General features: G+C 59.6%; 30 protein-coding genes. 3 read left to right on the top strand and 27 right to left on the bottom strand.

Annotated elements, in window-relative coordinates; genetic code table 11:
- Nucleotides 1-141: 141 nt before the first annotated feature.
- The gene (locus tag P9292_RS17915; RefSeq protein WP_309849902.1) at nt 142-663 is read left to right on the top strand and encodes an IS21 family transposase; all 522 of its coding nucleotides are present in this window, start codon (nt 142-144) and stop codon (nt 661-663) included.
- A 945-nt stretch (nt 664-1,608) separates the two neighbouring features.
- On the opposite strand, the gene P9292_RS17910 is transcribed toward P9292_RS17915, so the two are convergent.
- From P9292_RS17910 to P9292_RS17780, 27 genes are all read right to left on the bottom strand, one after another.
- Nucleotides 1,609-2,667 carry a phage late control D family protein gene (locus P9292_RS17910; protein WP_309960418.1) on the bottom strand — a complete coding sequence of 353 codons (1,059 nt, stop codon included), beginning with the start codon at nt 2,665-2,667 and terminating at the stop codon, nt 1,609-1,611.
- A gap of 2 nt (nt 2,668-2,669) precedes the next feature.
- A complete protein-coding gene (locus tag P9292_RS17905; protein ID WP_309960416.1) occupies nt 2,670-3,077 on the bottom strand; it encodes a phage tail protein in 408 nt (135 codons plus the stop codon).
- 16 nt (nt 3,078-3,093) lie between these two features.
- Nucleotides 3,094-5,676: a phage tail tape measure protein gene (locus tag P9292_RS17900; protein ID WP_409015389.1), complete on the bottom strand. Its 2,583-nt coding sequence runs from the start codon at nt 5,674-5,676 to the stop codon at nt 3,094-3,096.
- Nucleotides 5,677-5,714: 38 nt separating this feature from the next.
- Nucleotides 5,715-5,786, bottom strand: coding sequence for a GpE family phage tail protein (locus P9292_RS43180; RefSeq protein ID WP_409015387.1), 72 nt, complete (start codon nt 5,784-5,786; stop codon nt 5,715-5,717).
- Nucleotides 5,787-5,836: 50 nt separating this feature from the next.
- Nucleotides 5,837-6,166, bottom strand: coding sequence for a phage tail assembly protein (locus P9292_RS17890; RefSeq protein WP_309958532.1), 330 nt, complete (start codon nt 6,164-6,166; stop codon nt 5,837-5,839).
- A 53-nt stretch (nt 6,167-6,219) separates the two neighbouring features.
- Complete coding sequence (locus tag P9292_RS17885; RefSeq protein WP_309851341.1) at nt 6,220-6,729, bottom strand: phage major tail tube protein; 510 nt, start codon at nt 6,727-6,729, stop codon at nt 6,220-6,222.
- A 64-nt stretch (nt 6,730-6,793) separates the two neighbouring features.
- Nucleotides 6,794-7,966, bottom strand: coding sequence for a phage tail sheath protein (locus P9292_RS17880; protein ID WP_309960412.1), 1,173 nt, complete (start codon nt 7,964-7,966; stop codon nt 6,794-6,796).
- Nucleotides 7,967-8,013: 47 nt separating this feature from the next.
- Nucleotides 8,014-8,346: a hypothetical protein gene (locus P9292_RS17875; protein WP_309851336.1), complete on the bottom strand. Its 333-nt coding sequence runs from the start codon at nt 8,344-8,346 to the stop codon at nt 8,014-8,016.
- Between the two features lie 22 nt (nt 8,347-8,368).
- Nucleotides 8,369-8,818 (bottom strand): phage tail assembly chaperone, encoded by a 450-nt coding sequence (locus P9292_RS17870; protein WP_309958534.1) that lies wholly within the window; start codon nt 8,816-8,818, stop codon nt 8,369-8,371.
- Between the two features lie 92 nt (nt 8,819-8,910).
- Nucleotides 8,911-10,347, bottom strand: coding sequence for a hypothetical protein (locus P9292_RS43175; RefSeq protein ID WP_409015172.1), 1,437 nt, complete (start codon nt 10,345-10,347; stop codon nt 8,911-8,913).
- An 18-nt stretch (nt 10,348-10,365) separates the two neighbouring features.
- Entirely contained in the window at nt 10,366-10,905 is a 540-nt protein-coding gene (locus P9292_RS17860) for a phage tail protein I (RefSeq protein ID WP_309960410.1), read from the bottom strand.
- Nucleotides 10,898-11,812: a baseplate J/gp47 family protein gene (locus P9292_RS17855; RefSeq protein WP_309960408.1), complete on the bottom strand. Its 915-nt coding sequence runs from the start codon at nt 11,810-11,812 to the stop codon at nt 10,898-10,900. The genes P9292_RS17860 and P9292_RS17855 overlap by 8 nt, the downstream gene beginning before the upstream one ends.
- Nucleotides 11,809-12,165: a GPW/gp25 family protein gene (locus P9292_RS17850; protein WP_309960407.1), complete on the bottom strand. Its 357-nt coding sequence runs from the start codon at nt 12,163-12,165 to the stop codon at nt 11,809-11,811. Before P9292_RS17850 ends, P9292_RS17855 begins: the two co-directional genes overlap by 4 nt.
- A complete protein-coding gene (locus tag P9292_RS17845) occupies nt 12,162-13,007 on the bottom strand; it encodes a phage baseplate assembly protein V (protein WP_309960406.1) in 846 nt (281 codons plus the stop codon). Before P9292_RS17845 ends, P9292_RS17850 begins: the two co-directional genes overlap by 4 nt.
- Before the next feature lie 67 nt (nt 13,008-13,074).
- The gene (locus P9292_RS17840; RefSeq protein WP_309958539.1) at nt 13,075-13,557 is read right to left on the bottom strand and encodes a phage virion morphogenesis protein; all 483 of its coding nucleotides are present in this window, start codon (nt 13,555-13,557) and stop codon (nt 13,075-13,077) included.
- Nucleotides 13,558-13,563: 6 nt separating this feature from the next.
- A complete protein-coding gene (locus P9292_RS17835) occupies nt 13,564-13,809 on the bottom strand; it encodes a hypothetical protein (protein ID WP_309958540.1) in 246 nt (81 codons plus the stop codon).
- Nucleotides 13,810-13,859: 50 nt separating this feature from the next.
- Entirely contained in the window at nt 13,860-14,291 is a 432-nt protein-coding gene (locus P9292_RS17830; protein ID WP_409015134.1) for a phage tail protein, read from the bottom strand.
- Nucleotides 14,275-14,526 (bottom strand): Rz1-like lysis system protein LysC, encoded by a 252-nt coding sequence (gene lysC, locus P9292_RS17825; RefSeq protein WP_309958756.1) that lies wholly within the window; start codon nt 14,524-14,526, stop codon nt 14,275-14,277. The genes P9292_RS17830 and lysC overlap by 17 nt, the downstream gene beginning before the upstream one ends.
- Nucleotides 14,414-14,854, bottom strand: coding sequence for a protein lysB (locus P9292_RS17820; protein WP_309958765.1), 441 nt, complete (start codon nt 14,852-14,854; stop codon nt 14,414-14,416). The genes lysC and P9292_RS17820 overlap by 113 nt, the downstream gene beginning before the upstream one ends.
- Nucleotides 14,851-15,684 (bottom strand): N-acetylmuramidase family protein, encoded by an 834-nt coding sequence (locus tag P9292_RS17815; protein WP_309958541.1) that lies wholly within the window; start codon nt 15,682-15,684, stop codon nt 14,851-14,853. Before P9292_RS17815 ends, P9292_RS17820 begins: the two co-directional genes overlap by 4 nt.
- On the bottom strand, nt 15,681-15,953 hold the full coding sequence (locus P9292_RS17810; RefSeq protein WP_309958542.1) for a phage holin family protein: 273 nt from the start codon (nt 15,951-15,953) through the stop codon (nt 15,681-15,683). The genes P9292_RS17815 and P9292_RS17810 overlap by 4 nt, the downstream gene beginning before the upstream one ends.
- Nucleotide 15,954: 1 nt before the next feature.
- Nucleotides 15,955-16,299 carry a putative holin gene (locus P9292_RS17805; protein ID WP_309851682.1) on the bottom strand — a complete coding sequence of 115 codons (345 nt, stop codon included), beginning with the start codon at nt 16,297-16,299 and terminating at the stop codon, nt 15,955-15,957.
- A 15-nt stretch (nt 16,300-16,314) separates the two neighbouring features.
- Nucleotides 16,315-16,521, bottom strand: a complete 207-nt coding sequence (locus P9292_RS17800; protein WP_309960405.1) for a tail protein X — start codon at nt 16,519-16,521, stop codon at nt 16,315-16,317.
- Nucleotides 16,521-17,018, bottom strand: coding sequence for a head completion/stabilization protein (locus tag P9292_RS17795; protein ID WP_309960404.1), 498 nt, complete (start codon nt 17,016-17,018; stop codon nt 16,521-16,523). The genes P9292_RS17800 and P9292_RS17795 overlap by 1 nt, the downstream gene beginning before the upstream one ends.
- 111 nt (nt 17,019-17,129) lie before the next feature.
- Nucleotides 17,130-17,801: a phage terminase small subunit gene (gene gpM / locus P9292_RS17790; RefSeq protein ID WP_309958544.1), complete on the bottom strand. Its 672-nt coding sequence runs from the start codon at nt 17,799-17,801 to the stop codon at nt 17,130-17,132.
- 7 nt (nt 17,802-17,808) lie between these two features.
- Nucleotides 17,809-18,837 (bottom strand): phage major capsid protein, P2 family, encoded by a 1,029-nt coding sequence (locus P9292_RS17785; RefSeq protein WP_309960403.1) that lies wholly within the window; start codon nt 18,835-18,837, stop codon nt 17,809-17,811.
- A gap of 51 nt (nt 18,838-18,888) precedes the next feature.
- The gene (locus P9292_RS17780) at nt 18,889-19,791 is read right to left on the bottom strand and encodes a GPO family capsid scaffolding protein (protein WP_309960401.1); all 903 of its coding nucleotides are present in this window, start codon (nt 19,789-19,791) and stop codon (nt 18,889-18,891) included.
- A gap of 141 nt (nt 19,792-19,932) precedes the next feature.
- On the opposite strand from P9292_RS17780, the gene P9292_RS17775 reads away from it, so the two are divergent.
- Both P9292_RS17775 and P9292_RS17770 read left to right on the top strand, forming a co-directional pair.
- Complete coding sequence (locus tag P9292_RS17775) at nt 19,933-21,717, top strand: terminase large subunit domain-containing protein (protein WP_309960400.1); 1,785 nt, start codon at nt 19,933-19,935, stop codon at nt 21,715-21,717.
- Nucleotides 21,717-22,769 (top strand): phage portal protein, encoded by a 1,053-nt coding sequence (locus P9292_RS17770; protein WP_309960397.1) that lies wholly within the window; start codon nt 21,717-21,719, stop codon nt 22,767-22,769. The genes P9292_RS17775 and P9292_RS17770 overlap by 1 nt, the downstream gene beginning before the upstream one ends.
- The last annotated feature ends 4 nt before the right edge of the window (nt 22,770-22,773 follow it).

Below are 22,773 nucleotides of genomic sequence, written 5' to 3'. Positions count from 1 at the left end.
ATATCGCCCATACAACAAAAAAATTTGCTAATTTGTGTTATGTAAAGTTTCGTTGACTGTGGTCAGAGGTTGATTTATTAGACAAAATGCGCTGCATGCGTTAGCGTATCGCCACTCACTTAATCTCCTCAGGGAATCTAAGTGCCCACACAAGCACGACACGCCTCCATCGAGGATTTCCTCGCCCTCACAGATGGGCTCTGCTTCAAGGATATTGCGCGATTACTTCGTTGCTGCCTGCGTACCGTCAAAAACTATGTCGCTGGCCGCTCGCCGATTCCATGGCATCGAATCCAAATTCTTCGTACATTGCTCGACGATTCATGCGATGCGCCTAAATGCGAATGCGTGCCCGAAACGCCGAACGATGATGTGAGCGTGGTCGCGAACATTGACGAGGGCCTGGCGACCGAAGACGTTCCGCCTGAAGAGCTACTCGCTTGGGTCGGAACGCATGCGCCGCATTACCTTTCCAGCAAACGCAGCTTCTCTCTGTACATCAAAGGATGGGATGTCGTTAATAAAATTCGGCGCGCTAAGCACGAAGGTTCATTTCAGTTAGCTCTATATGAATGGCGACGCCTCGTCCGCGAGTTACCGACATCGTGGCGTTCAGGCAAGTTGTTCTCTGATCCACCGGCTTATCTGCGTAGAACAGCCTAGCTGCATTCAAGCCTCAAGCGAGACTAACGCTTTAATTAGAGGTGTAGCGAATCCGCTCGCATTGTTGTTACGGCGGTGCTGTAGACGGGTCCGAAGCTAGGCCGGGAGCATCGGACCCGATTAAATCACAAACGTTTGAGTTGACGTTAGATGTAGGCGTTAATGACGTTCGAGCTCAGACACTTGATCAACCTTCCTATCCCTGTTCCACGTGACGTAGACCGCGACAGCGTGATCGAGTAAGGAAGCCGCTTTGTCGCACATCCAACGGTCCGATAAAAGGAGCCACTTGTCCGAGTACTCTGGCTGACTTTTATCGTCGACTTGTATGTAACACGGAGCCCCAGAATAAACCGTTGCTTTCCATCCGGTGAGGGAACCATGTAGCATGTATGCGGCCGAACATGTCGACGACATGAACAGAAGGAATGCGGACAGAAGCGAGATTGTGGAGAAATTTTTCATGAGTGGAAAAGAATCGATAGACGCAGAGACGTAGGCGCACACCCGCACTCCTGAATTCGAAATCAGTCGTAGGCGCGGCCGGTGCACGGAACGTCGATACGGGTGACTGCGATGACCGCAGGCGCACAAATGCTCAAGCTAAAGCTAAAGCTCATGGCTAGGCTGGTTAGTAAACGTCCATGCCGACTCCTAAATTCACTCGGTTCAACGGTGTGCGATGCTCGGTACCGCCGATTGGAAAAAGGGTTTTAGTTATCGTGTCCGGCAGAATGAAAGTGCCTACTGGCGAGACTGCCATCCCGAGAGCGGCTCTACTCAAAGCGAAATACGTGTGTAATTTATCGCCAACAATCGATGATCACGCTTAAAATTTTCTAACGCTTCATGCATCCGTTAGATTGTTTTAATCCCGTTGAGTCTGCGGCCACCGAGAGCGGCGCATTGGTTGGTTTGAGTACGCTATCTTCGCGGGGGACAAGTTTATTGGCGGCCGCGTCTACTAAAATGCGATCGATGCCGCTTAGAAGCCGGATCGTCGCGCACTTCGAGCTCGATCGAAGTGGCGAAACCAGCGTCGCCCGTCAGCGTGTGCACCACCCTTTTGACGAGCCAAGGCGTGTCATCAATTTCAGGCTTGAAGCCTTTGATCGTCACTGGCAGCTCGGGAAACACCTCCGCGCGGCCGCGTGCCAATGTGTAATCCATCGTTGCCTGACTGCGCTGCACTCGTGCATATTCCGCCTTCGCTGCTGCTCGTGCCTCAGGCTCGCTCGCGTAGTCTTCGGGCAGGACTTTCACATTGCGATTGTTTTCTCCGCCGATCACAACGGACCGCCGTTTGCCGGCGCCGTTGGAATGCCAATGCGCTCGCACGGCAGAATAGCTCTCGCGCTGCGCGACGTGGTAGCGATGGCTATCCCCGTCTTTGCGCGTGAGTGTGACCTCGGCAAGCGCCCGCCCGCTCGCCGTCTTGCCGGTGCCGATCGGCATGAAGAGCAGATGCAGATCTTTGACGTTCATCACCGCGTCAAAGCGCCGCGCAAGCCGCGTGAGAAACGACATATCGCTCTCATGTGTTTGATCGATATGGGCAATCGCGACCGAGGCGAGCACCTCACTCACCGCCGCTTTCAGCGAATGCCGTGATGCAATGGTGCGCACGATCGCGCCGAGTGTCTGGCCATGCCAGCTTTGTTCGCGCCGCTCGTGCATGGCATGGGTCATGGAAGCGGATCGTGCGCGGATCGTGATGATATCTGGCGCGCCGCTGTGCTCGATCTCATCGACCGTGAAGACTCCCTTGTCCACAAGCGATTCGCCTACCCACCCGATCGCCACTCGGATGTTTGCGCCACGTTTCGGTATGGCAAAGGTGTTTTTCGAATCATCGATGACGAGATCAAGCGTGTCAGATTCTTCAGCGCGTGACTCCGAGAGCGTCAAGCTGATGAGCTTGGGCGCGATCTGGCGCGACAGATCACGGCCGTCGAGCGTGATGCGGTAGTCGGCTTGAGGCTGCGAGCGTGCGTGCACGGTCATGCTCAGGAACCTTGCGCATTGGCCAACGCATCGTCATCGACACGCTTGATCGATAGATTGAACTCGATCTTGCGGGCAACACCATCACGCGTGTGATACGTCGCCGTCTCATTGAGACTCTCAATGACGAACGCACCATACACCGTGCCCGCGCCGTCAACAAGCACATACGCGTCACCTGCGTCGCCCATTTTCGCGAGCTCATCCAACGATGCGATGGTCCCGATTGCATTGTCTTGCGCGACCATGCCGTTGAGCGTGATCGTGTCGTCGCCCACGCCGACGTATTGACTTGCGTCACGCGCGCCAATGCGCGAACTGGTTCGATGCTTCCAGTTGCGCTGCCGTTGCAGCTCCTTGAACGGCGCAGTTTTGAGACTGAAGACGAACTGTCCAAGCGACATCATCATGACGACTCTCCGGTGCTCACGAACGGTCCAGGAGGCTTGAGCCCAAGCGCGACTGCTTCGCGCGCTCACGGCGATCGAGCTCAGCCGCAACGGCTCGCGCGATGGCTTGCGCGCCCATGCCCGGCTGCGGATAGATGTTGATCGTGACCGCATCGGTAGCGTTCCTTGCCGCACTACCCGCTGCCGTCGCCGCCAATGGTCCGCGCGTGTCGATCGGCACGCGCGGACGTGTCAGCGCGACGGTAGGCTCAACAGACTTGATGAGCTGCGGCACTGCCGCGATCGCAGGGGATGCGAACGAGCTTGCCGCGACCGCCGCCAAGCCGACGGCCGCGCGTGCGACACGTCCCTGAGCGCGGTCGATGCCGAGCGCCGCGCCCTCTCCAACGAAGTGGCCCAGTGCGCTGAAGACGCGACTTGGGCTATGGATGCCGAGCTTCTCCTTGAACCAACCGACAGTCGAGCTCGCCACGTTCATGATCGAATCCTTGACCGACCCCATGCTGCTCGTGATGCCGCTCACCAGGCCAGAGATGATGTTCGCTCCGATCGCTGCCATCGACGCTGGAAGGGCTTTGAGCCAGGCTACGCCGCCGGCGAACGTCGATCGGATATGCGCCCAGAGCGATGACGCGCTTGATTTGATGGTGTCCCAGTGCGTGTAGATGGCGTACGCAGCGACGGCGACAATCGCGACAAGGGCCGTGATTGCAAGCCCGATCGGGCTCATCAACAGCGCACGCCCGGCGAACATGGCGGCAGAGCCAAACATCCGAAACGCGCCGACGGCAAGCCCCAGCCCTCGCGTCAAGAGACCGCCCTTCATGCCGAGCACCGCCATGCTAAAACGCAGCAACGCGAGCGGCCCAAGGATGGCCGCCAAAGCAATCGTCAACGTCCCGCACACGGCAAGTAGCGCGGCGAATACCGCTAACACGGTAATGACGGCCTTCGCCGCGCCCGGATGCGCTTTGACCACGGTGAGCAACCGTTCGGCTAGCGAGCGCGTTTTGTCGAGCCCCGCGTTATACAGCGGCGTGACGCGCTGACCAATCTCATTTTTGAGGTCACGCAGCTTGGCCATTGCGGCAAGCTCTTTGCCGCTCGTTTGCTCCTGCGCAATGCCGCTCAGCGTATCAATGTCCGCCGCCCCCTTGTTCTGGCGCTCGTTCTTTGCAATCTGATTGCGTTGCAAGAACATCGTGGTGAACAAGTTCGAGGCGGTCGAGTTCGTGAACATCGAGCCGATCGTGCTGACGATCGCTTTCTCGTCGGTGATCCCTTTCTTCGCAAGCGCTGGTAGCAACGTCTTCTTCATCCACTCATAGGGCGAGGACTTGAACTGTTCCGAATTGAGCAGCGCGCCATCGGCGAATGCCTTGACGTGGCCGTTCTTGTCGTATTCGACTTTTTTGGAATCGAGCAGTCCGAGATTCATCAGCTTGCGCGCGGCGCGTACGGTCGTGCGCCCCTCGATCAAGTTCTGGTAGCCCGACATGAGGCCCTTACCGGCGCTGCCGCGCATCTCCTGAATGAGCGGCTCCATCTGATAGAAGAACGCATCTTTGGAAAGCGACTTGGCGGCCACGCCGCCGCGCTGAATAAACTCCATCCATTGATCGCCGCCGACGCGCCCGCCGGTCGCCGATATCACTTTCTGAACGCGGTTAGCCTCATCCAAAAACGTCGTTTGGTCCTTCGTCCCGCCTCGCAGCTCGATCACCTTGAGCATGTTCATGAACTTGCGCTCATTGTCTTCGGCATGCTCTCCACCGTACACGGCGTCGTTCGCAAACTTCATTTTCGACAGGATCGGCGCGGCCACTTTCGCATGATGCGAATCGGCAAAGACTGACATCGAGTCGCGCATCATCGTCATGTTGTCGGCCGTGCTCGCGCCGTACACCTTCATGCCGCGAGCGAAATTCACGGCGTCTTGCGTTGCGCGCTCGCCCAAGCCGAGCGCTTGAATTCGCGCGATCTCGTTCTGGACCTTCTTGGCCTCGCCGAGCGTCTGACCCAGGCCGCCCAGAATGTGCGTGCCCGTGCTCCTGGCCGCATAGCCGCCGATAGCCATGTTGACCCCGACACCCTGCATGGCCTGCATCTTTGTGCGGGCGGCCGCGACCCGCCTTTCACGCTCCGCAAGCTGTTCCAGTTGCCTCTGCTGTTGCGCGATCGATGCCTTGGTCGCGTCGATGCTGGTCTTGAGTTCGCGCTCGTGCCGAGCCAGGCTCGATGTCGCGACACCCGCGTCCGATAGCTTCGTTCGCAACTCGCCCAACTTCGCGACCTGCTGACTATGCTTGGCGGTGAGCGTCACGGCGGCCTGCTTGGCCCGCTCGAAATCAGCAATCATGGCTTTCGACGGCGGCCCCGATGCATGCAGCGCGCGTGTGAGTTCTCCCACGGTGGCGTGAGCGGACTTCATTTCAGCCGTCGTCTTGGCAACGCTACCGGAAAGCTCGCGAAACGCGGCGATGTTCTTCTGCGTGTTGCTCAATTGGGTTAACTGCGCACGCGTTTCTTTGAGCGATGAGGCGAGCGCTTTGTTGCCTGCGAGCATGGTCTTCAAGGGCTTGGTGATCTTGTCCACCATGTCGAACATGACCCGAAGTTTCAATGCGTTGTCCACCGCTATTCGCTCCCGCTACGTTGCCGCGCCCGCTCGCGCCACGCCATCAGCTCCACTAGACCAAAGTCATCCATTACCGCAGGCGTCCAGCCAAAGACCACGGCGATGTCGGCCATCGCATCTTCTACCCTTTCAGGGATTCCAGTTTCGATTTGACGGCCTTCGACATCAAAAAACCCGCAAAGATGCCTCCTAACTCGACCAGATCAGCGGGATCGATGTTGGCGACATCGTGCTCGGTGAGCGTAGGCATGCTGATGCGCGGCAGCACCTTCGAGAGCGCCGCGACATCGAGGTTCACGAGGTCGGACAGCGACACGCCGCGCAACTCGCCCGACTTGGGTTTTCGCAGCGTGACAGTGGTGATGGTCTGCTCGCCGCGCACCAATGGCGTGTCGAGCGTGTGCGTGTTTGCATCGGCCTTCGGTTCGTTATCGATTTGATTGGTTTCCATATTCGTTTCTGTCAGTCAAAGTGGTGAAGGAATTGTGAGCGCTGCGCCCCAGCTCAAATGCCGATCGCTTTGCGCAGCGCGGCCAATAGATCCTTGCCGTTGATCTTTTCGATCGAGTTGATGAAGTCGATCTCGATGAGCTCTTGCCCGTTGATCGTCAGCTTGTAATAACTCGCGACGGTCGTGACCTTGAACGCGGTGTCGTCTTTGGCCTTCGCTGTGCCCATCTCGATCTCGCTATGCCGACCCTTGATGACGATTTCGACTGAATCGACACTGGTTGCGTCTTCGGACTGGTAGCCGCCGGAAAAGCGCAGCAACACGCCATCGTGCGTGGTCACGCCATACTGGGCGAGTACAGGACGCATCAAGCCGCCGCACGTCCATTCCATCTGGATGCCCTCTTGACCGAAATCAATCTTGATCGGCCCGCTCATGCCTGCGCCCTGATAGTCCTCCATCTTGCGGGTGAGCTTGGGCAGCGTAACCTCGGCAACTTGCCCGATAAAGCTTTCGCCGTTGTGAAACAGGTTGAATCCTTTGAGTTTGCGAGGCATACCCATGTTTTTAGCTCCTTGAAGGGGTCACGCAGCTGGTCACGGTGACGCCAACGGTTAAGGCAAATCGTTACGCGCTCACGCGCGAGGCGAAGTCTGCGAGATACCGGTCGGTGATGCGCTGACGCAGCACAAGGTTTTCAAGCGGCGGCACGGGCGTATAGTCGTAGTCGATGAACGACTGCCCAGACTTCAACGTGTCGGTTGTGTTGGGGGCAGGATCGAACCAGGCCGAGCCGCCGATCAGATAGCCTTGAGAAATCCACGCCCTGAATTTGCCGTTGATCGTCTCGATGATGTCGCGCGGCAACGACGGATGAAGCGGCCCGTCGACGACGGGCATTTGTGCTTCCGCGATCGAATCGGCGAGCACCTGTGCGGTGCGCGTCGAGTTCTCGAACGCAAAGAGCGGATCGCTGGAGCAGGTACGCGAGCCCCAGAACCGGAAGCCGTCCTTGTTGATGAGCGTCGTGACGCCTTTTTCATTGAGATAACCCGCGTCGGTAGCCGGATCTTGCAGACCCCACGAGACGTCAGCCGAGATGCCCACCACGCCATTGACGGCGACGTTCGAGAGCGTCTTGTGCCAACCGATTTGCTCGTCGATCTTCGCACGCAGACCTAATGCGTACGCCACTGACGGAACCTCGACGTTTTTCTTCGCATCGCTATCCCAGGCGATGAAGTTAGGCCAAAGGAGCATGATCTCGCGCTGGCCGAATTGGTCTCGATACGCGGCGACCTCCTCCTTGGTCTTGCACCCCCAAGCGAACGCATACGTCATCGCGCGCAACGATTGCGCAATCGGCAGCATGGCGGCGGCGACTTCCGGCCGGTCCAGTCCCGGCACACCGATAATGCGCGGCGTGACATGAAGCTTCGCGTTTGCGGCGAGAAAAGCTTTCATGCCGGTGTAGCGGCCGTCGCTCGTCACGGTCCCGATCACATTGCCGACCGTCTCGTCCTGGTCCTTACCTTCGGCCACCCGCACGACAACAGTAAGGGCCTTCGTCTGCGCGCCGATGGCGCGAAGCGTGGTAGAGAGCGTGCCCTTCTTTCCAGCTTTACCTAGCGCGTCGACGACGTTCGTGAGCAGAACCGGTGTATTCAAAGGAAAGGCGTTTTCGTCCGCATCGTCTGCCGTGCACACCACGCCGATCACAGCGGTGGCCACGGTGCGAATGGGTCGCGTGCCCTGATTGATTTCGATAACACGAACGCCGTGGTGATAGTAGGTTGGCATGGTGCGAAACTCCGATGATGAGGGTGAGTAAATACGGGAGATGAGGCTTACGGTACTGTGATGTCAGGCACCACATCGGCGTCGCTGAACACGAACCGATTGGGCGGGAGCGCGGACGGGTCGATGCGCTCGGGGGGCGGCTCGATCAGCACTCGCTCGGCAAACCGAGTCAGGTCTTCGCCCTTACCAGGCACGCCCTCCACCTGAACGGTAGCGATACCGATGGACTGCGCGCCTTGTTGCGCGACCTCGCGGTTGTAGAAGCTTGCGACCTCGACGATGCTCTGCTTCAACTGCAGATCAACAGTCACTCGGCGGACAACATGAAACGATGCGGGGACACCGATCGAGGCGATTTCAACGTTTTTTTTCAGCGGCATATGTGGATTCCAAATGAGAGATTTACAGGGGTGACACCGGCCACTCGATGTGCTTCGGGAAACCGGGTTGAGCGGTGACTGCGCGAAGCGCCTGGCGATAGACGACGAGCGCTTTGAAAGTGGAAGCATCCAACGTCGTCGGCACGCCCGCGTCTTGCTCGTCACGATGCCGATCGACTAGCCACTGTGTCGCGGCGAGCCGTTCGTTGCGTTGCTCGCGCGCTTGGGCTGCGATGACTTCCATATCCTCCACGTAACTCGCAATTGGACCGAACTCGCCCGCGACCAATCGGGCGAATAACGCCCGACCGTGCGCTTCAACATCAGTGGGCATAGCAAAGAAGACCTGTGGTTCCGTGATGCCCATCGGATGATTGGGGAACGTCACAGTGCAGCGGATGCATTGCTTTTGCTCGGGATCCATCCATTGAGGGTTCGTGACGGTGCCGATCTCATACGGATCGCGGATCACCGGCGCTTCGTGCAATATCGCGCTGGTGCTGCGAGCTGAATGCGCGGCATGACGGTTGGCATTGGTGTCGAAAAGGATTGGAATCTTCATGATTAGCTGATGCGTTGCCAGAGGTAGACATACAGCGAATGGTTGCCACCGACCTTGCACTGATCCTGCCGACGCCAGTTCCCCGAGTACGCGGCAAAGCCGCCATCAGAGGGTTGAGTCGGCGAGATATAGCCGGGACGCGAGGTGCGAAGGCAAAACGAGCCGACGCCGCCTGGATCAAGGATCGTGCGGGGCGCAGCCCAGTTGCCGAAATTAGTGTGCGTAAGGATCGCGCCGATGTAGGTGGTATCGACATACATGTCGACATTGGCGCCCCAGTTAAGCGTTACCTTGTGGGCGGTATCACTCACGACATAGCCATACCCGCCGTTGCCATTTCGGATCGGCGCGCGTGCGTTGATGCCGTTATCACGCGCAGCGAATTGAGTGTTCAGCCAGTTGGACAGCCATCCACCCCAAACACCGCCGGAGAGGTTGCCGTCGCTGGCGAGAGAGGCGTGCCCACCGCCTGCGTAGACATAGCCCAAAGACACAAGATCAGCGCCTTGCACACGCTGATTCGAATACAGTGGCCCGTTGATCGAGCCTCCGTTCGTCGTCAAGGGATTGGGCAGATTGCCAGTGTCCCAGGGCGTGACACCCGCCCATGTCGGGCGCGCGCGCGGCAAAGACAGCACGCCGCTGTCGGACAAGGTCGCGTTAATCGCGCGATTCGCGCTATTGACGAATTCGAGTTGCCGTTGCGTCGCGTTCGAACGTACAAAAGGCGAGAAGCCGTTCGCATCGAATAAGAGCGCCGGACTATAGGGAGAGCCCGCAGACTTCAGACGAACATCGCCGCCTACCGGTCCGCCCGTAGTCGAATATTTGCCGTCTAGCGCGGCCTGCAACCCGTCAATCTCGAGAATTGCGTGGTGGTGCCCACGATTGGATTTGTCAACGATGGCGTGACCGATCGCCGCTTGAACACCGGCCGGTGTCGCCGCGCGGCGAGTATCCGTGCCCGCGACGGTCTCAGCACTGGTGGCAAGCTCCACCACGCCTTGCCGTTCCGTGGTCGCCGGCGGATTGAGGAACGACGTTTCGCCAAAGACCAACTGCGTAGCATCGATCGCCGCGAACTGCATGTCACACGAGAGCAACAGCAAGGCAGCGGGCGACTTTTCCATGATCGGCGTGTCCTGCCCGTACGCGGCTAGCAGCGTGCCGTCTTCGAGATACAGCCCAAAACCGTAAAGCGAATATTGGTCTTCGCTATCGTCCGTAAGCGTCGCGTGAATCGTGTCGGGGGCCACGTTCGTGCCGCCGAAGGTGATGATGCGCTTGAGCTCGTTCGGCAGCGACTTAAGCGCCTTGCTCGACTCGAATGCCGCGGTCGCAAGACCGATCTCGACAATCTTGTGCGCATTCGTACCGTCCTTATTCGGTGCAACGAGCGCCGCGCGGCCAGCATCGGTTAGGGTGAGAAGATTTGCCATCGTCTGCTAGTCGATTCGTTATTCACATAAATTGAGTCGGCGGTACACTGCCACGCGCGCCGCAGCGCCGATCGGTTGCTGAACCTGCTTCGAAAATCCCTGCTTGAACGTGTAGTGCGCCCGCAGGGGCTTGGTGCGGTCGATCTCTGCACGGATGTCGGCTACATACTCGGCGCTCGGCACCTTGCCCTCATGACCGCTGACGGTCATCAGGATTTCGAACGTGCCTGGCCTGCCCTCCGGCTGGAGCTCGAACCACTCGCGCAGGATGAGGTTGCCACCGAAGGCTGCAACCACCTCGCGCACCGCGGCGGCCGTCCCCTTGCGACGCGCTACGGGTATAGCCTGCTTCACACGCGCGCGTTTCACGTGTTCGGGCCAATACCCTTTCCACGTATCAACGCCCAACTGCCACGCGAGCCACGGCAGGAGATCGAGACGAATCGCATCAGGATCGATGAGCGTGGCAAGCGGCGTCGGAATGTCGTCAATAGATGCGCTCGTATCGGCAAACCGGCGTTCGAGCCGAGTCGCATTGGGCGGAAGCAATCTATTCAAGGATGTACACCCCGTCGTCGATCAGTTCGATGCTGGTGCAATAAGGCGCTTGCGTCTTGGACGCTTTGATACTTTGGAGCGGCTGCTCAAGCACGACCTTCTGAACGCCCGGTGCGCGTGCGGCCGCATAGATTCCATCGAGCGTGACTTCCATCCCAAGCCGGTGCATCTGCTCGGCGTAGCCTTTCATGGCTTTGTTGGCCTCTTCAAGCGCGACCGCGCGATCGGGGCCGGAGAAGAAAGTCAACCTCGCGCGCACCTCATATTTGATGACTTCAGCTGACTTGACCGTGACCTTATCGGTGAGCGGTCGCACGTCGCTCGCACTCAACGCGGCGGCGACGGCATCAATCAAGCTCGCTTCGGCCGCGCCATCATCCAAGCGAGACAGGATCGTGACGAGCACCTCACACGGCGCGGGACTGATGGCGGTCGCGTCGAGCACATGAGCGTGCGCGTTGCGCGCAAGCGAGATATAAGCGCCTTCGGGACCTGCCACGGAGAAACGCTGTGGCGCGAGCTGCACCCGCGCACGCAGATCGGCATTGCCCTCCATCTTGGCCTTGGTCCCCTTCTCGGCGTTCGCCGGCGTGATCGTCTGCCGTTTAATGCCGACGAGCGCGGCCAGATGATCCAGGTCTGCATCGATCGCATACGCGAGCATGATTCGGCGCGCGGCATCGTTCACGCGCTGGCGCAGCGTCATTTCGCGATAGGCCAGCAGCTGCAACAAGCGCACAATCGGCTCCGATTCGAGCTTGAGTGTCTCCGATATCTCCGCCTGTTCCTCCTTGGCATGCAGCGAGACGAATTTCGCTTTCAAAGTCGACAACAAGGTGTCGAAATCGATCGTCTCGATGATGTCTGGCGACGGGAGCTTAGAAAGATCGATAGGTGTTGCGCTCATGCTACTTTTCCACTCAAGACGTCAACGCGCGCACGCACGGGCGTGCCGCTCACACCGGTCCAGCCCTCAATTTCAAGATAAAGCACCCCTTGCGCGGCCTCGTCGGCGACAAGCAGCACCCGAGTCAACGTGAGACGCGGCTCCCAGCGCATCAGCGCAGTCGCAACGGCCGCATACAGGCGAGTTCGCATCGCGCCGTTGGCCGGTGCGTCGATCAGATCGGTCAATTCGGAGCCGAAGTCGCGACGCTTGATGCACGAGGCAAGCGGCGTCGAAACGATCTTGCCGATCGACTGGTAGAGATGATCGAGGCCGGAGATCCAACGGCCGTTGAGTGCGTTCATGCCTTTCATACGGTCCTCCTCAGTCGGCTCGTTCGTCGGCTCGCCCGTCGGCGTATTGCCGACTTTCCGACCCTTCCTCCAGCGGCCGCATTCATGCCTCTGAAGTTCGCGCCCTTGATCGGCTTACTCGTCGGCGCATTAGAGCCTTGGGCACGATGCAGATGGCTTTCCACACTCACACCGGCCGCCGTCACGTCCTTCGAGAAGTGAGCACCGCCGTCAATGCGCATCGCATGGCCACCGCTCCCGCCTCCACCCTGTCCGCTCATACCGGACTGGAATGCAAATGCGCCTACGACCGTCATTGATCTGCTGACCACGACATCGCCGTCGAGCAAAATGTGCTTCGCGTCCAGCGTCGCATCATCGCTGCGAACGGTGACCGCTTTGCTTTCGACGACGACGGCGCCAGGCGCGCTCAGGTTCACCGATGCGCCGTCCGGAAGACGGACTGAGAGTGAATGCTTGGCGTGGTCGTATTGCACGAGCGCGCCATCGGGGTAGGCGATCGCGTGAACGTCGGGACTGCGACTCGGCGGCGTCACTGCATCACAGAAGACACCGCCCCAAGCCACACCTTGCGCAAGATCGCCCATTGGACAGAGCAGGATCACTTGCTCGCCGACGCTCGGTGGATTCCAGGCACGGGTCTTACCGGCGCGCAAGGTGACGAATGGCAACCAGTTCGTCATGAGCCCAGGCGCATGCTCATCATCGGGGTCGCCCACCGACACCCGCACGCTGGGCGGGTTCGTCGAGAGGTCAACCTCGGCCACTGATCCTCGGCGGATCAGGTTGATGAGAAGGCGGCGAAATTCATTGGCGTGCATGTCGCCAATCTTGCCAAGCAAGCGCGCGCGAGACGAGTAATCACCGATGTTTCGCGCCTGGACACAAAATTGTCCGCCGAGGAAAATGCTAATCGTGTGAGATATGTTTGAGCAGCATGTCGCGGATCAACTCGCGATCGTCGCGGGTGAAGCCAAGCAGCTCACGTGCGGGATAGCGATACTCCGGGCCACCGGGCGCGACATGATCCGTCTCACCGAATTGATGCACACGCGCGATCCGCGCCACGCGACCGATGAAGCCGATGGCGAGCCCGTTCGCATCGGCTTCAATGCGCATATAACGCGTCGTGCGAAGCTTGGAGAACATTGCCGAGCGCTTGATTCGGCCTCGCTTGCCGCGCAGCTTCTTTGTTCCAGACTTCAAGCGCGGCTTGCGGGGTTCATAAGCACTGCCGTCCGGATTGCGTTGCGCGGCGATGCGCGCTTGCTGGCTGCGGCGCAGCTCGCGGGCGATATCGCGCATCACCGCGCGCCGAGCAGCGGGATCAAGCTTGGCAAGCAGCGTGCTGGCCCACGTCTCCAGGCTATCGAGTTGAGATTGTGAGTCCATCGTCTGCTAACCATTCAAACAGCAACCTGTTCGCCCCCGGCATCGTCGACCTTGAGGCGCTTGCTGATAAGCTTTTCCGCCAAGCGCAACAGATAGTGCGTAAGCGGCCACCTCTGGCGGCGTCTCGCTCAGTAACCTTACCCACTCACCGTATGCGCTGATATCGCCTACATAGCCCACAGCTTGGCGACGGATCAGATTTGCGATCGCATCGCTTTGTTCCATGCGATTCATTGAGGTATTTGAGGACATGACTTGCTCCAACATCGAATGTTTCAACGAAGCGAGCGGACGGATTCAATTCAGCTTTCCCAAGGCTGCTGGGCGGATTGTGAATCATCAACATGTGTCACTGTTCGCGCGCCATTCTCAACCGTCACGACGACACTTTCGGTGAGTTGCAGCTTGATAGACACGTCGGCGGTGCTGTTGCCAAGAATGTCGATCTCGTAAGTGATGCCGCTTTCACGCTGATCCCAGTTCGTTACAAGGTCAGGCTGATGCGCGCGGACCCAATTAATCACCGCGATGAATATGTCGTCTGCCTGGCCCGCGTAATCAAGCACTAGCACATTGAGCACGTATCGGTATTCGAACGAGCTCGACTTCGCGCCGGTCGCGGCAATCGATCCTTGATCGATAAATACCGTCAGCTTGTCCGGGTTTTCAGCAAGCGTCGGAATAGCGGCTGCGAGCGCCCCGCGCAAACTGCCAGGTTTAATCATGCTTTGCATCCTTGCTCTGCGCGGCGTTCCGCGTCTGCGCGCGAGCCTGACACTCGACGATCAGATCGACTTTCGCGGCGCACGTGGCCCACGCGCCCTTCGCTGTTGTCAGTGCGTCCTGTAACTCGCCGTTAGTGCGTGGTGACATCGCCGGTAGACCGCACGGCGTGATCGTCTGGCACTGCTGCACTAAAATCTGCGGAGCCGGTGTAGGCTGGATTGGCTGACAAGCGCACAACATCATCAGGCAAAGCAGTGTCGGCCCAAGCGTGAACGGTCGGACTGTCATGGATGGCTTCCCTCATCGCTTGGCGTTGCGTCGAGATAGTCTTCTCGGCAGCGGCCGTCGCCCTGTCGAGCTGCGCTTGCTGCCGCGCTTTTTCAAGAGCGTCACGTTGAAGATCGCGAATGGTCCTATCGCGATCTTCAATGCGCTGGCTCGCGGCGCGCAGTAGTCCACTTTCCACCCCGAGCTGCGCACGCAACGCTCGGACATAAAGCACGGCGCTGACCGACGCTGCAATGAGCAGTGCGCAGACAGCGAGCTTAAATTTGATCGCGAGAAAGTTCATGCAGTCGCTTCGGCTGGCGTTGGCTTAGGCGCGAGCGTAGGCGTAGGCGCATAGCGCTCATACGCGCGCGCAAGCTTCACGTCATAGAGGTTCGCCTTGTACGCCTTGCCGTTATAGCCTTCAGCAAACGCCTCCCAGCGGCGCGATTTCAACGCCGCGAGCAGCTTGGCGTCAGCGGCAACGAAACGCACGAATGCATCGAGCTGCTCCCTTTCGCTCGCCTCCATACGCGACACGAACTCTTGCGGGCTTTGATAATCGAGTCGCTTCCAGTGTTCGCCCATGACCTGGAAGGCGCCCCAGCTCGTTGCCTCCCAGGCGGCGACTGGTGCGAGCATCTGAGCCCACGCGAGCCGCACATATTCCGCCGATCCGCCTTCATAGCCGCCACGGGTTTCCGACACAATGTTCGGGTAGCGAGCCGCGAGCGGATTGGGGTCGATCCCGTGGGTCACCAACCGCTCCCAGAATACGTGGCGCTCGAACAGGATGACGGGTCGGCCATCAGCAAGGAAGCCTTCGCCGCGAGACTCGACCTCGTTCACCGCACGCACGCACTCGACAGGAACATCGAGTGAGGCGGCCGCTTTAACGATATCCGCATCAGCAAGATGCTTGGCATCTCGCTTTCCGGTTGCAAGCGCAAGCATGGTCTTCGGCCCTGCAAGGCCGTCGATCACGAGACCCGCGTCGGCTTGTAACTTTTTGACGGCAGTCTCGGTAGACTCATCAAATACATGCGTCACCGCGAGCTCGAAACCTGCGCGAAGCAATCGGTGCTGCAAAAGCGCCACCTCATCGCCCATCGAGCCAAATCGAAGGATCCTCATTGTTCGCCACTCCATAAAAGGCGCGCCACGTTGCCGCGCGCGCAGAACACAAAAAACGCGAGCAAAACCGACCGCGCGGCTTCGAGGAAGTCCACGTGCCGGGGATGCAGCGCCAGCTCGATTGCCGAACATCCAAGTACGCTCACGAGCGACCAGGCAAGCCATGAGACGTGAGCTCGGTGCCGAGCGCCGTTGCGCCGGAAGAACACGATGCGCAGCGCCGCCACGACGTGCGCCATCAAGGCGATGCTGGCAAAAGAGAGGTTCATGTCACTTGCCCCGCTTGAGGAGCGCAAGCAGATCCACGCTCTTGACCCGCTCGATAAGCTGCAACGTCACGGTGATAACCAACGAAGCCGCGAAGAAAGCGGCGACACCGCTTGATCGCACCGGCGTCGAATCGATGATCTCCGGGGCAGTCATATAACCCATGATGAGCGAGATGATCATGTAGGCCGCGCGCTGGACGATACCGATATCTTTCGATGTCACGACAACGAGCGCTGCGCCCGCGAATGCTCCGATCAGCGCATTGCCGTCGATTCCCGGTGCAAGGCTCGCAAGTCCAATCACAGCGGACAGCGCCATCGCAGTGGTAGTGTTGGGCTCGGCCATGGGCCAGTTCCTCAATCAATCGAACAATTGCAATAAAGGCGTCGTGCTAGCGACTTCACCGAGTTCGGGCATGCTCACGAGCGTGCCAAGAGGAAGCATCAGACCCAGATCGGCAAGACCCGGGTTCGCTTCGAGCACCGCCTCGACCGTGCCGTTGGTGCGACCATAAAATCGCCAACACAACAAATCGACCGTATCGCCCTGCTGCGAGCGCACCTTCATCAAATCGCCTCGACCGTTAATCTGCGCCGCCCGACGATATCGCCCAAGGCCCAATAGGCATCCCGGCGCGCCTCGTCCGGCGACAACGCCACGGCATCGACGCGGCGCGTTCCGCTCTGTGATGTGTCGTAGCCCCGATATCGCTCCAACACCAACGCATGCGCCCAGCCGTACACGGCGCGCCGATAGCGGCGCACCTGGACGCTTTCGCCTGCGACCTGGCGAGGATGGGTCGCCGCCAGATCGGCCGCCCCGCTTGCCTCACATTTGACGCGCCACGCATGCAAGACGTCGGCCGCATGGGCGATGCCTTCGACTACCGCATCGAAAAGCCGCGCGTCCGTCACCGTGCCGTCCAGGCGCAAGACGACCCGCACGTCTCGTAGATCGATGTCCGGGTACCAACCGTCGCCCTTGAGGATCGGCTCGACGCGCGGCGGGTTCGGATCATGGGCCGCGTGCGCTGAAATCGGAGCGACCGATACGAAATCGTTCATCGCCGCCTCGTCGTGCAAGGGTGACGGTAGGGTGGGCGGTGGACGCGCGTCGTTCGGCCAAGTGCAATACCTGCCGCTCGGCGCGCGTGCCGCCCTGTCGCGAGGGACGCGTTACTCATCCGATTCGCTCCCCGCCGAATCGGATAATGGCGCTCGAGCCGCGAGCGCCGCCTCGATGCGAGCGATGTCGCGTTTCACGCCAATCCGGTTGTTCAGTTCGAACGCGACGCTCAACGCATCGAGTGCAGCCACCGGGTTGCTCGCCTCGATCGCCAGCCCGTATGCCTTGTTGAGCTTCGCCTTGATCTGGTCGACCATATCGAACGGCGCAACCAGCGCAATCACTTCGGCGAGCATGTCCGCGTCGACGCCCTGCGCGTCGGCGAATCCTTCGGCCACCGTCGCCGCAAGCGTGCGCTCGAACGTGGCGGGCATCTGCAACCCATGACGGATTGCATAGGCGGCAACGTCGAGTGCGCCGCGCCAGTCGCCGGCGTCGATCATCCAGACCATCACCGTCACCAGTACATCGTCTTGGCCGCCTTCGTCGCTCGACAGCGCTTGAGCGATGTATGGGGCGTAGTCCGGCAAGACTTCGCGCTTGATCTCGATCTTGCGTGCCATCGAGCGCGTATCCTTCAGGCGCATCTGATCGGCCGCGAGTTTCGCGCGCATCAGGTCTTGCGCGCGGGCCTGTTGCCGACCTGCGCTGACCGATACGTTCGACGTGCGCAGCGCCGCGATCTGCTTCAGATGACGGGAAATCGGCGTGTCTCGTTCCATGGCGCGCTTAATCCGCCTGATTCTGAGCGGGCTTGGTCTCGCTGCTCGCAAACTTCACGTTGTCGATCAGACAGCCCGCGCTGTAGTCCTCGACCACGTACGCTTCGTTGCTCGATTCGAAGAACTCGTAGCGGTCGCGCTTCGGATTGTCGATGATCGAGCGGCGTCGGCCGCCAATCTGCCAGTAAATCGACAGATTTTTCTGCGGCGTGATGAACAGCTTGCCGCTCGGCATGAACGGCGCGCGCACGGCCTTGATGCCGCCCATGCGCTGCTGGCTCACAATCAGATTGGCCGCGATCTGGTCGACCGGACGATTGTCTGCGTTGAGCGTAACGAAGTAGCGGTCGAGCATCGTTTCGCGGCCGCACAGCACCACCAGATCGGGGTTACTCGCGTGCCACGGTGCGACCAGCGAATTCACCGCTTCGAAGACGAGCGCGTCCGGCGAGTGATAGTGCGAGTCCTTCCCGCCCACCACGATTTGGTCTTTCATGACCTGATGGGGCGCGTACAGACGGTATTTCTCAAGCCAGCCGACGTTCACGTCCTCGCACACCGGGTTTTTCGACCGGTCCGACGTGGCCGCACGCGACTTGCCGTTAAAGCCGATGCGAATGCGATCCAGCGCTTGCTGACGAATCAGCATGTCGCGCAGCTTCGCCTGAAAGCCGTTGAGGTGCGCCCACGCATCGAGCAGGTCGTAACGCATCTGCGTATCGAAATTCGTCTGCGTCGCAAAATATCCGTTCGGATCGAAGTCGTGCGGATCGATCGGCTCGCGCTCTTTCTGAGTGGTGTCCGTCGTGCTCGCGATCGTCGCGCCGATCAGCAGGCCCAACTTCTCGCCTTTCTGCGCGGTGACGCCGATCATGTTGATGCCCTTCAGAAAGTCATCCGACTCCTGAATGCGTTTTTCGATCGTTTGCTGGACGGACGGCGTAACGGCAAACTTCTTTGCCGCGTCAGCGACGCCGCTCAATCGTGCGACCTGCTGCGAATAAGCTTCGATCGCGGCGCGTGCAATCGGTGTCATATCGTTTCCTTGTGTGCGATGCGTGGGTTCTTCGGTAAGCGGCTGCCGCGATCAGCAGTCGGTCAATTCGCCAGTGCCGCCGGTGCCGCCACCACCGGTGACGGGCGGGCGCGGCGCACTGAACTGCACCGATTCCATCTTCTTCACGAAATCGGAGAACTGTTGTTCGAATCGGTCGAGGCGTTCCGTTACGGCTTTGTCTGCCGCTTCGCCCTGCGCCTCACGCTGAGCCTGATGGAACGCTTGGGCGAGTTGCTCGGCCGTGAACGTCTGCGGTGCGCCCTTCCCCGAGCCCGCTGCTGGCGAGTTGGCTGGAGAGTTGGATGGCGACACTGCGTCGCCCACCTGAGCGCCGCCGCTCGATTGCGCGCTGAAACCGAGCTTGGCGAGCACGTTGCCGAAGAACGTCACCGGATCAGGCGCACCGCTCGCACCGCTCGCATTACCCGCTTGGTCGGCCTCGCCGAAGTCCGTGTCGATCTCGACACTCGCCGAGAACACGTTTTCGGGACGCTGTTTCTTCGACCGAAAGTGATCGGGATGCTGCTGAGCGAACGTCAACACGTCGGTGCCGAAGCTGGCCGGACTGTCGGTCACGCCCAGACCCACCAGATATGCCTTGCCAGAGCCGCCAAAGTTCGTATCGATTTCGACGCTCGAATAGATTTTCTGACGGCTCTTCGCCATCGCTTTTAGATCGTCCGTCGGATCGATCTGCGCGAACAACGCCAACTTGCCGTCCTCTACCGCTTCGGCCTTCAACGCGCGCACATCGCCGAATGCACGGAATGGGCTATCGGGCGCCATGCCACGAATGTGCTCGCAGAACACGCGTGCGCCGATCTTCGTTTTCGGGTCGTACGTGCTCGCCATGTCTTCAATCTGCTGACGCGTGATTTCGCGCCCGTCCGTCGTCGCGCCTTGCGTCGCCACGCGCTTCCAATTCAACGGCATCGTGTTTCCTCCCTGATCCAGTCCGGTGTCGTTGCATGGTGCGTGAGCCGCGAGCGCACTTCAATGCGCCGCGTGGCGCGTGAGCCTCAGCACAAATTCAAGGGCTCACGCCTGCGCTCCCGCGCGCGATACGCTCGACACATGACCACCGCAAACCCGTTTTCCGCGTTCCCCGACCGATCACAAGTTGTCGAACTAGCCGTTCGCCGCGCCGCACGCGACCTGTTCTGGTCGGGCTGGACGATCACGGCCATTGCCGAACACATCGGGCACAAGCGCTCGACTGTCGAGACATGGAAGCAACGGGGGAAGTGGGATCAAGCGACGCCCGTCGACAAGATCAGCGACGCGCTTGACCAGCGCATGCGCGTGCTCATCACCAAGGAGAACAAGGACCCCAAAGACTTCAAGGAAATCGATCTGCTCGGCCGCGAGATCGAGCGAATGTGCAAGATTCAGGCACGCAGCGCACGCGCTTCTGCCCAGGTTGGACATGAAGAAACCGCCGCCCCGCGATCACCGACACGCAGGTCCAAACGCAACGCGATGAGCGACGAGCAGCGCCAAAAGCTCATCGATGCCGTGAAGGATTGGCTAATCGGCCATCAACGCATCTGGTACATGAACCGCGCGATGCGTCGCCGCAACATCCTGAAGTCGCGGCAGATCGGTGCGACATTTTATTTCGCGATGGAAGCGCTCGAGCGCGCGCTTGAGACGGGCTATAACCAGATTTTTCTGTCGGCCAGCCGCGCGCAGGCTCACGTGTTCAAAAGCTACATCCAGAAGTTCGCCTGGAAAGCGGCCGAAGTGGAATTGACGGGCGATCCGATCATTCTGCCCAACAGCGCGGAACTGATTTTTCTTGGTACGAGCTCGCGCACCGCACAGAGCTATAACGGCGATCTGTACTTCGACGAGTATTTTTGGGTCGGCAATTTCGCGACGCTTAACAAGGTGGCGCAAGGCATGGCAACGCACAAGCACTTGCGCATGACGCACTTCTCGACGCCATCGACGACGACACACGAGGCGTATTCATTCTGGACGGGCGCGCACTATAACAAGGGGCGCGCAGCCGATCAACGCGTTGAAATCGATGTCTCGCATACGTCGCTTGCACGTGGTCTGACATGTCCAGATGGCCAATGGCGGCAGATCGTTACGGTGGAGGACGCCGTCGCCGCAGGCTTTGACAAAATCGATATCGAGGAGCAACGCAACAGCAATAGCCCAGCTGACTTCGCCAACCTGTATATGTGTGAATTCGTCGACGACACGGCCTCAGTGTTCCCGTTCGACGCAATGAAACGCTGCATGGTCGATAGCTGGGAAGCGTGGACCGATGTGAAGCCGCTTGAGGCGCGTCCGTTTGGCGTGCGACCCGTCTGGATCGGCTATGACCCCGCACTGTCGAGCGAAGGGGACGCCGCCGGATGCGTGGTGATCGCACCACCCACCCAACCGGGCGGCAAGTTCCGCGTGCTCGAACGTCACCGCTGGCGCGGCGAGGACTTCGAGACACAGGCGCAATACGTGCGCGAGATCACCCGGCGCTATAACGTCACCAAGATCACGGTCGATGCAACCGGCGTCGGTTACGGGCTGTATCGGCTGGTTCAGCAGTTCTTTCCGCGCACCTACGCATTGCAATATTCGCCCGAGCTCAAGACGCGACTGATTTTGAAGGCGCAGTCAGTCATCACAAACGCACGACTCGAATTCGACGCCAGCTACACGGACCTGGTGCAGTCATTCATGTCGATTCGGCGATCGATGACCCCGAGCGGCAGCAAACTCACCTACACCGCCGCACGCAGCCAGGAGATCGGCCACGCCGATTTGGCCTGGGCCTGCATGCATGCGCTCGACAACGAACCGCTTGAAGGCGCGACTCGCGCTCGCAGCACTGTGGAGTTCTATTAATGCTTGTCACCTCGATCAGCAGCGCCAGCGAAATCGCCGCGCGCGACTCACTCAGCTCAATTACCACATTCGAGTTTGGCGACGCCGCCACCGCGCTTGAAGCGCCCGACATCTTCGACTATCGCGAACTGTGGACGATTAACGGCTTTTTCGAGCCCCCCATTTGTCGAACTGGACTGGCGAAATCGCTTCGCGCGGGCACCCATCACGCCTCCGCCCTGTACTTCAAGCGCAACGTACTCGCCTCGACGTTCATCCCGCATAAGAGGTTTTCGCGCGAATCGTTCAGCCGCTTGGCGCTGGATTATCTGACCTTTGGCGATGCCTACCTCGAACGCGAAACCAATTTGTTAGGCAAAGCACTCAACTACCGGCCGACCGTCGCGAAATACACGCGCCGGATGACGGATCTGGAGCACGTGGCGCTGATCGACGGATACCAGATCGCCCATACTTTCGAGCGTGGGTCAGTGTTTCAGCTCGCCGAGCCCGATGTGAACCAGGAGGTGTACGGCATGCCTGAGTACATCGCGTCACTTCAAGCGGCGTGGCTCAACGAGTCCGCGACGCTGTTCCGCCGTCGCTACTACGCTAATGGTTCACATGCCGGTTTCATCCTGTACCTGAACGATCCATCGGTCGATCCAGAGGATGTGGACGCAATCCGTCAGCAGCTGCGCGAGACCAAGAACCTCGGCAACTTCCGAAATTTGTTCGTGCATTCGGCCAGTCGCGACGGCAACGGGAACAAGGGCTCGCTCGAGTTAATTCCGATATCGGAAGTGGCCGCCAAGGATGAATTCTTTAATATCAAAAATATCACGCGCGACGACAGTCTCGCCGCCCACCGCGTACCACCGCAACTGATCGGTATCGTGCCAAGCAACACCGGCGGATTCGGTGCGGCCGACACTGCCGCGCGCGTGTTTGGCTACAACGAAATCCGACCTTTGCAGCAAAAATTCCGGGCGATCAACGAATGGGCCGACGAGGAAATCGTGCGATTCGAGGACTACGCTGTGCCGCCTGCAACAACATCTAATCACGCTTAGGAGC

The sequence above is a fragment of the Caballeronia sp. LZ001 genome, assembly GCF_031450875.1.
In the GTDB taxonomy this organism is placed as follows: Bacteria; Pseudomonadota; Gammaproteobacteria; order Burkholderiales; family Burkholderiaceae; genus Caballeronia.
The sequence above is the reverse complement of the archived record's forward strand: the minus strand, read 5'-3'. Positions and strand labels throughout refer to the sequence as shown.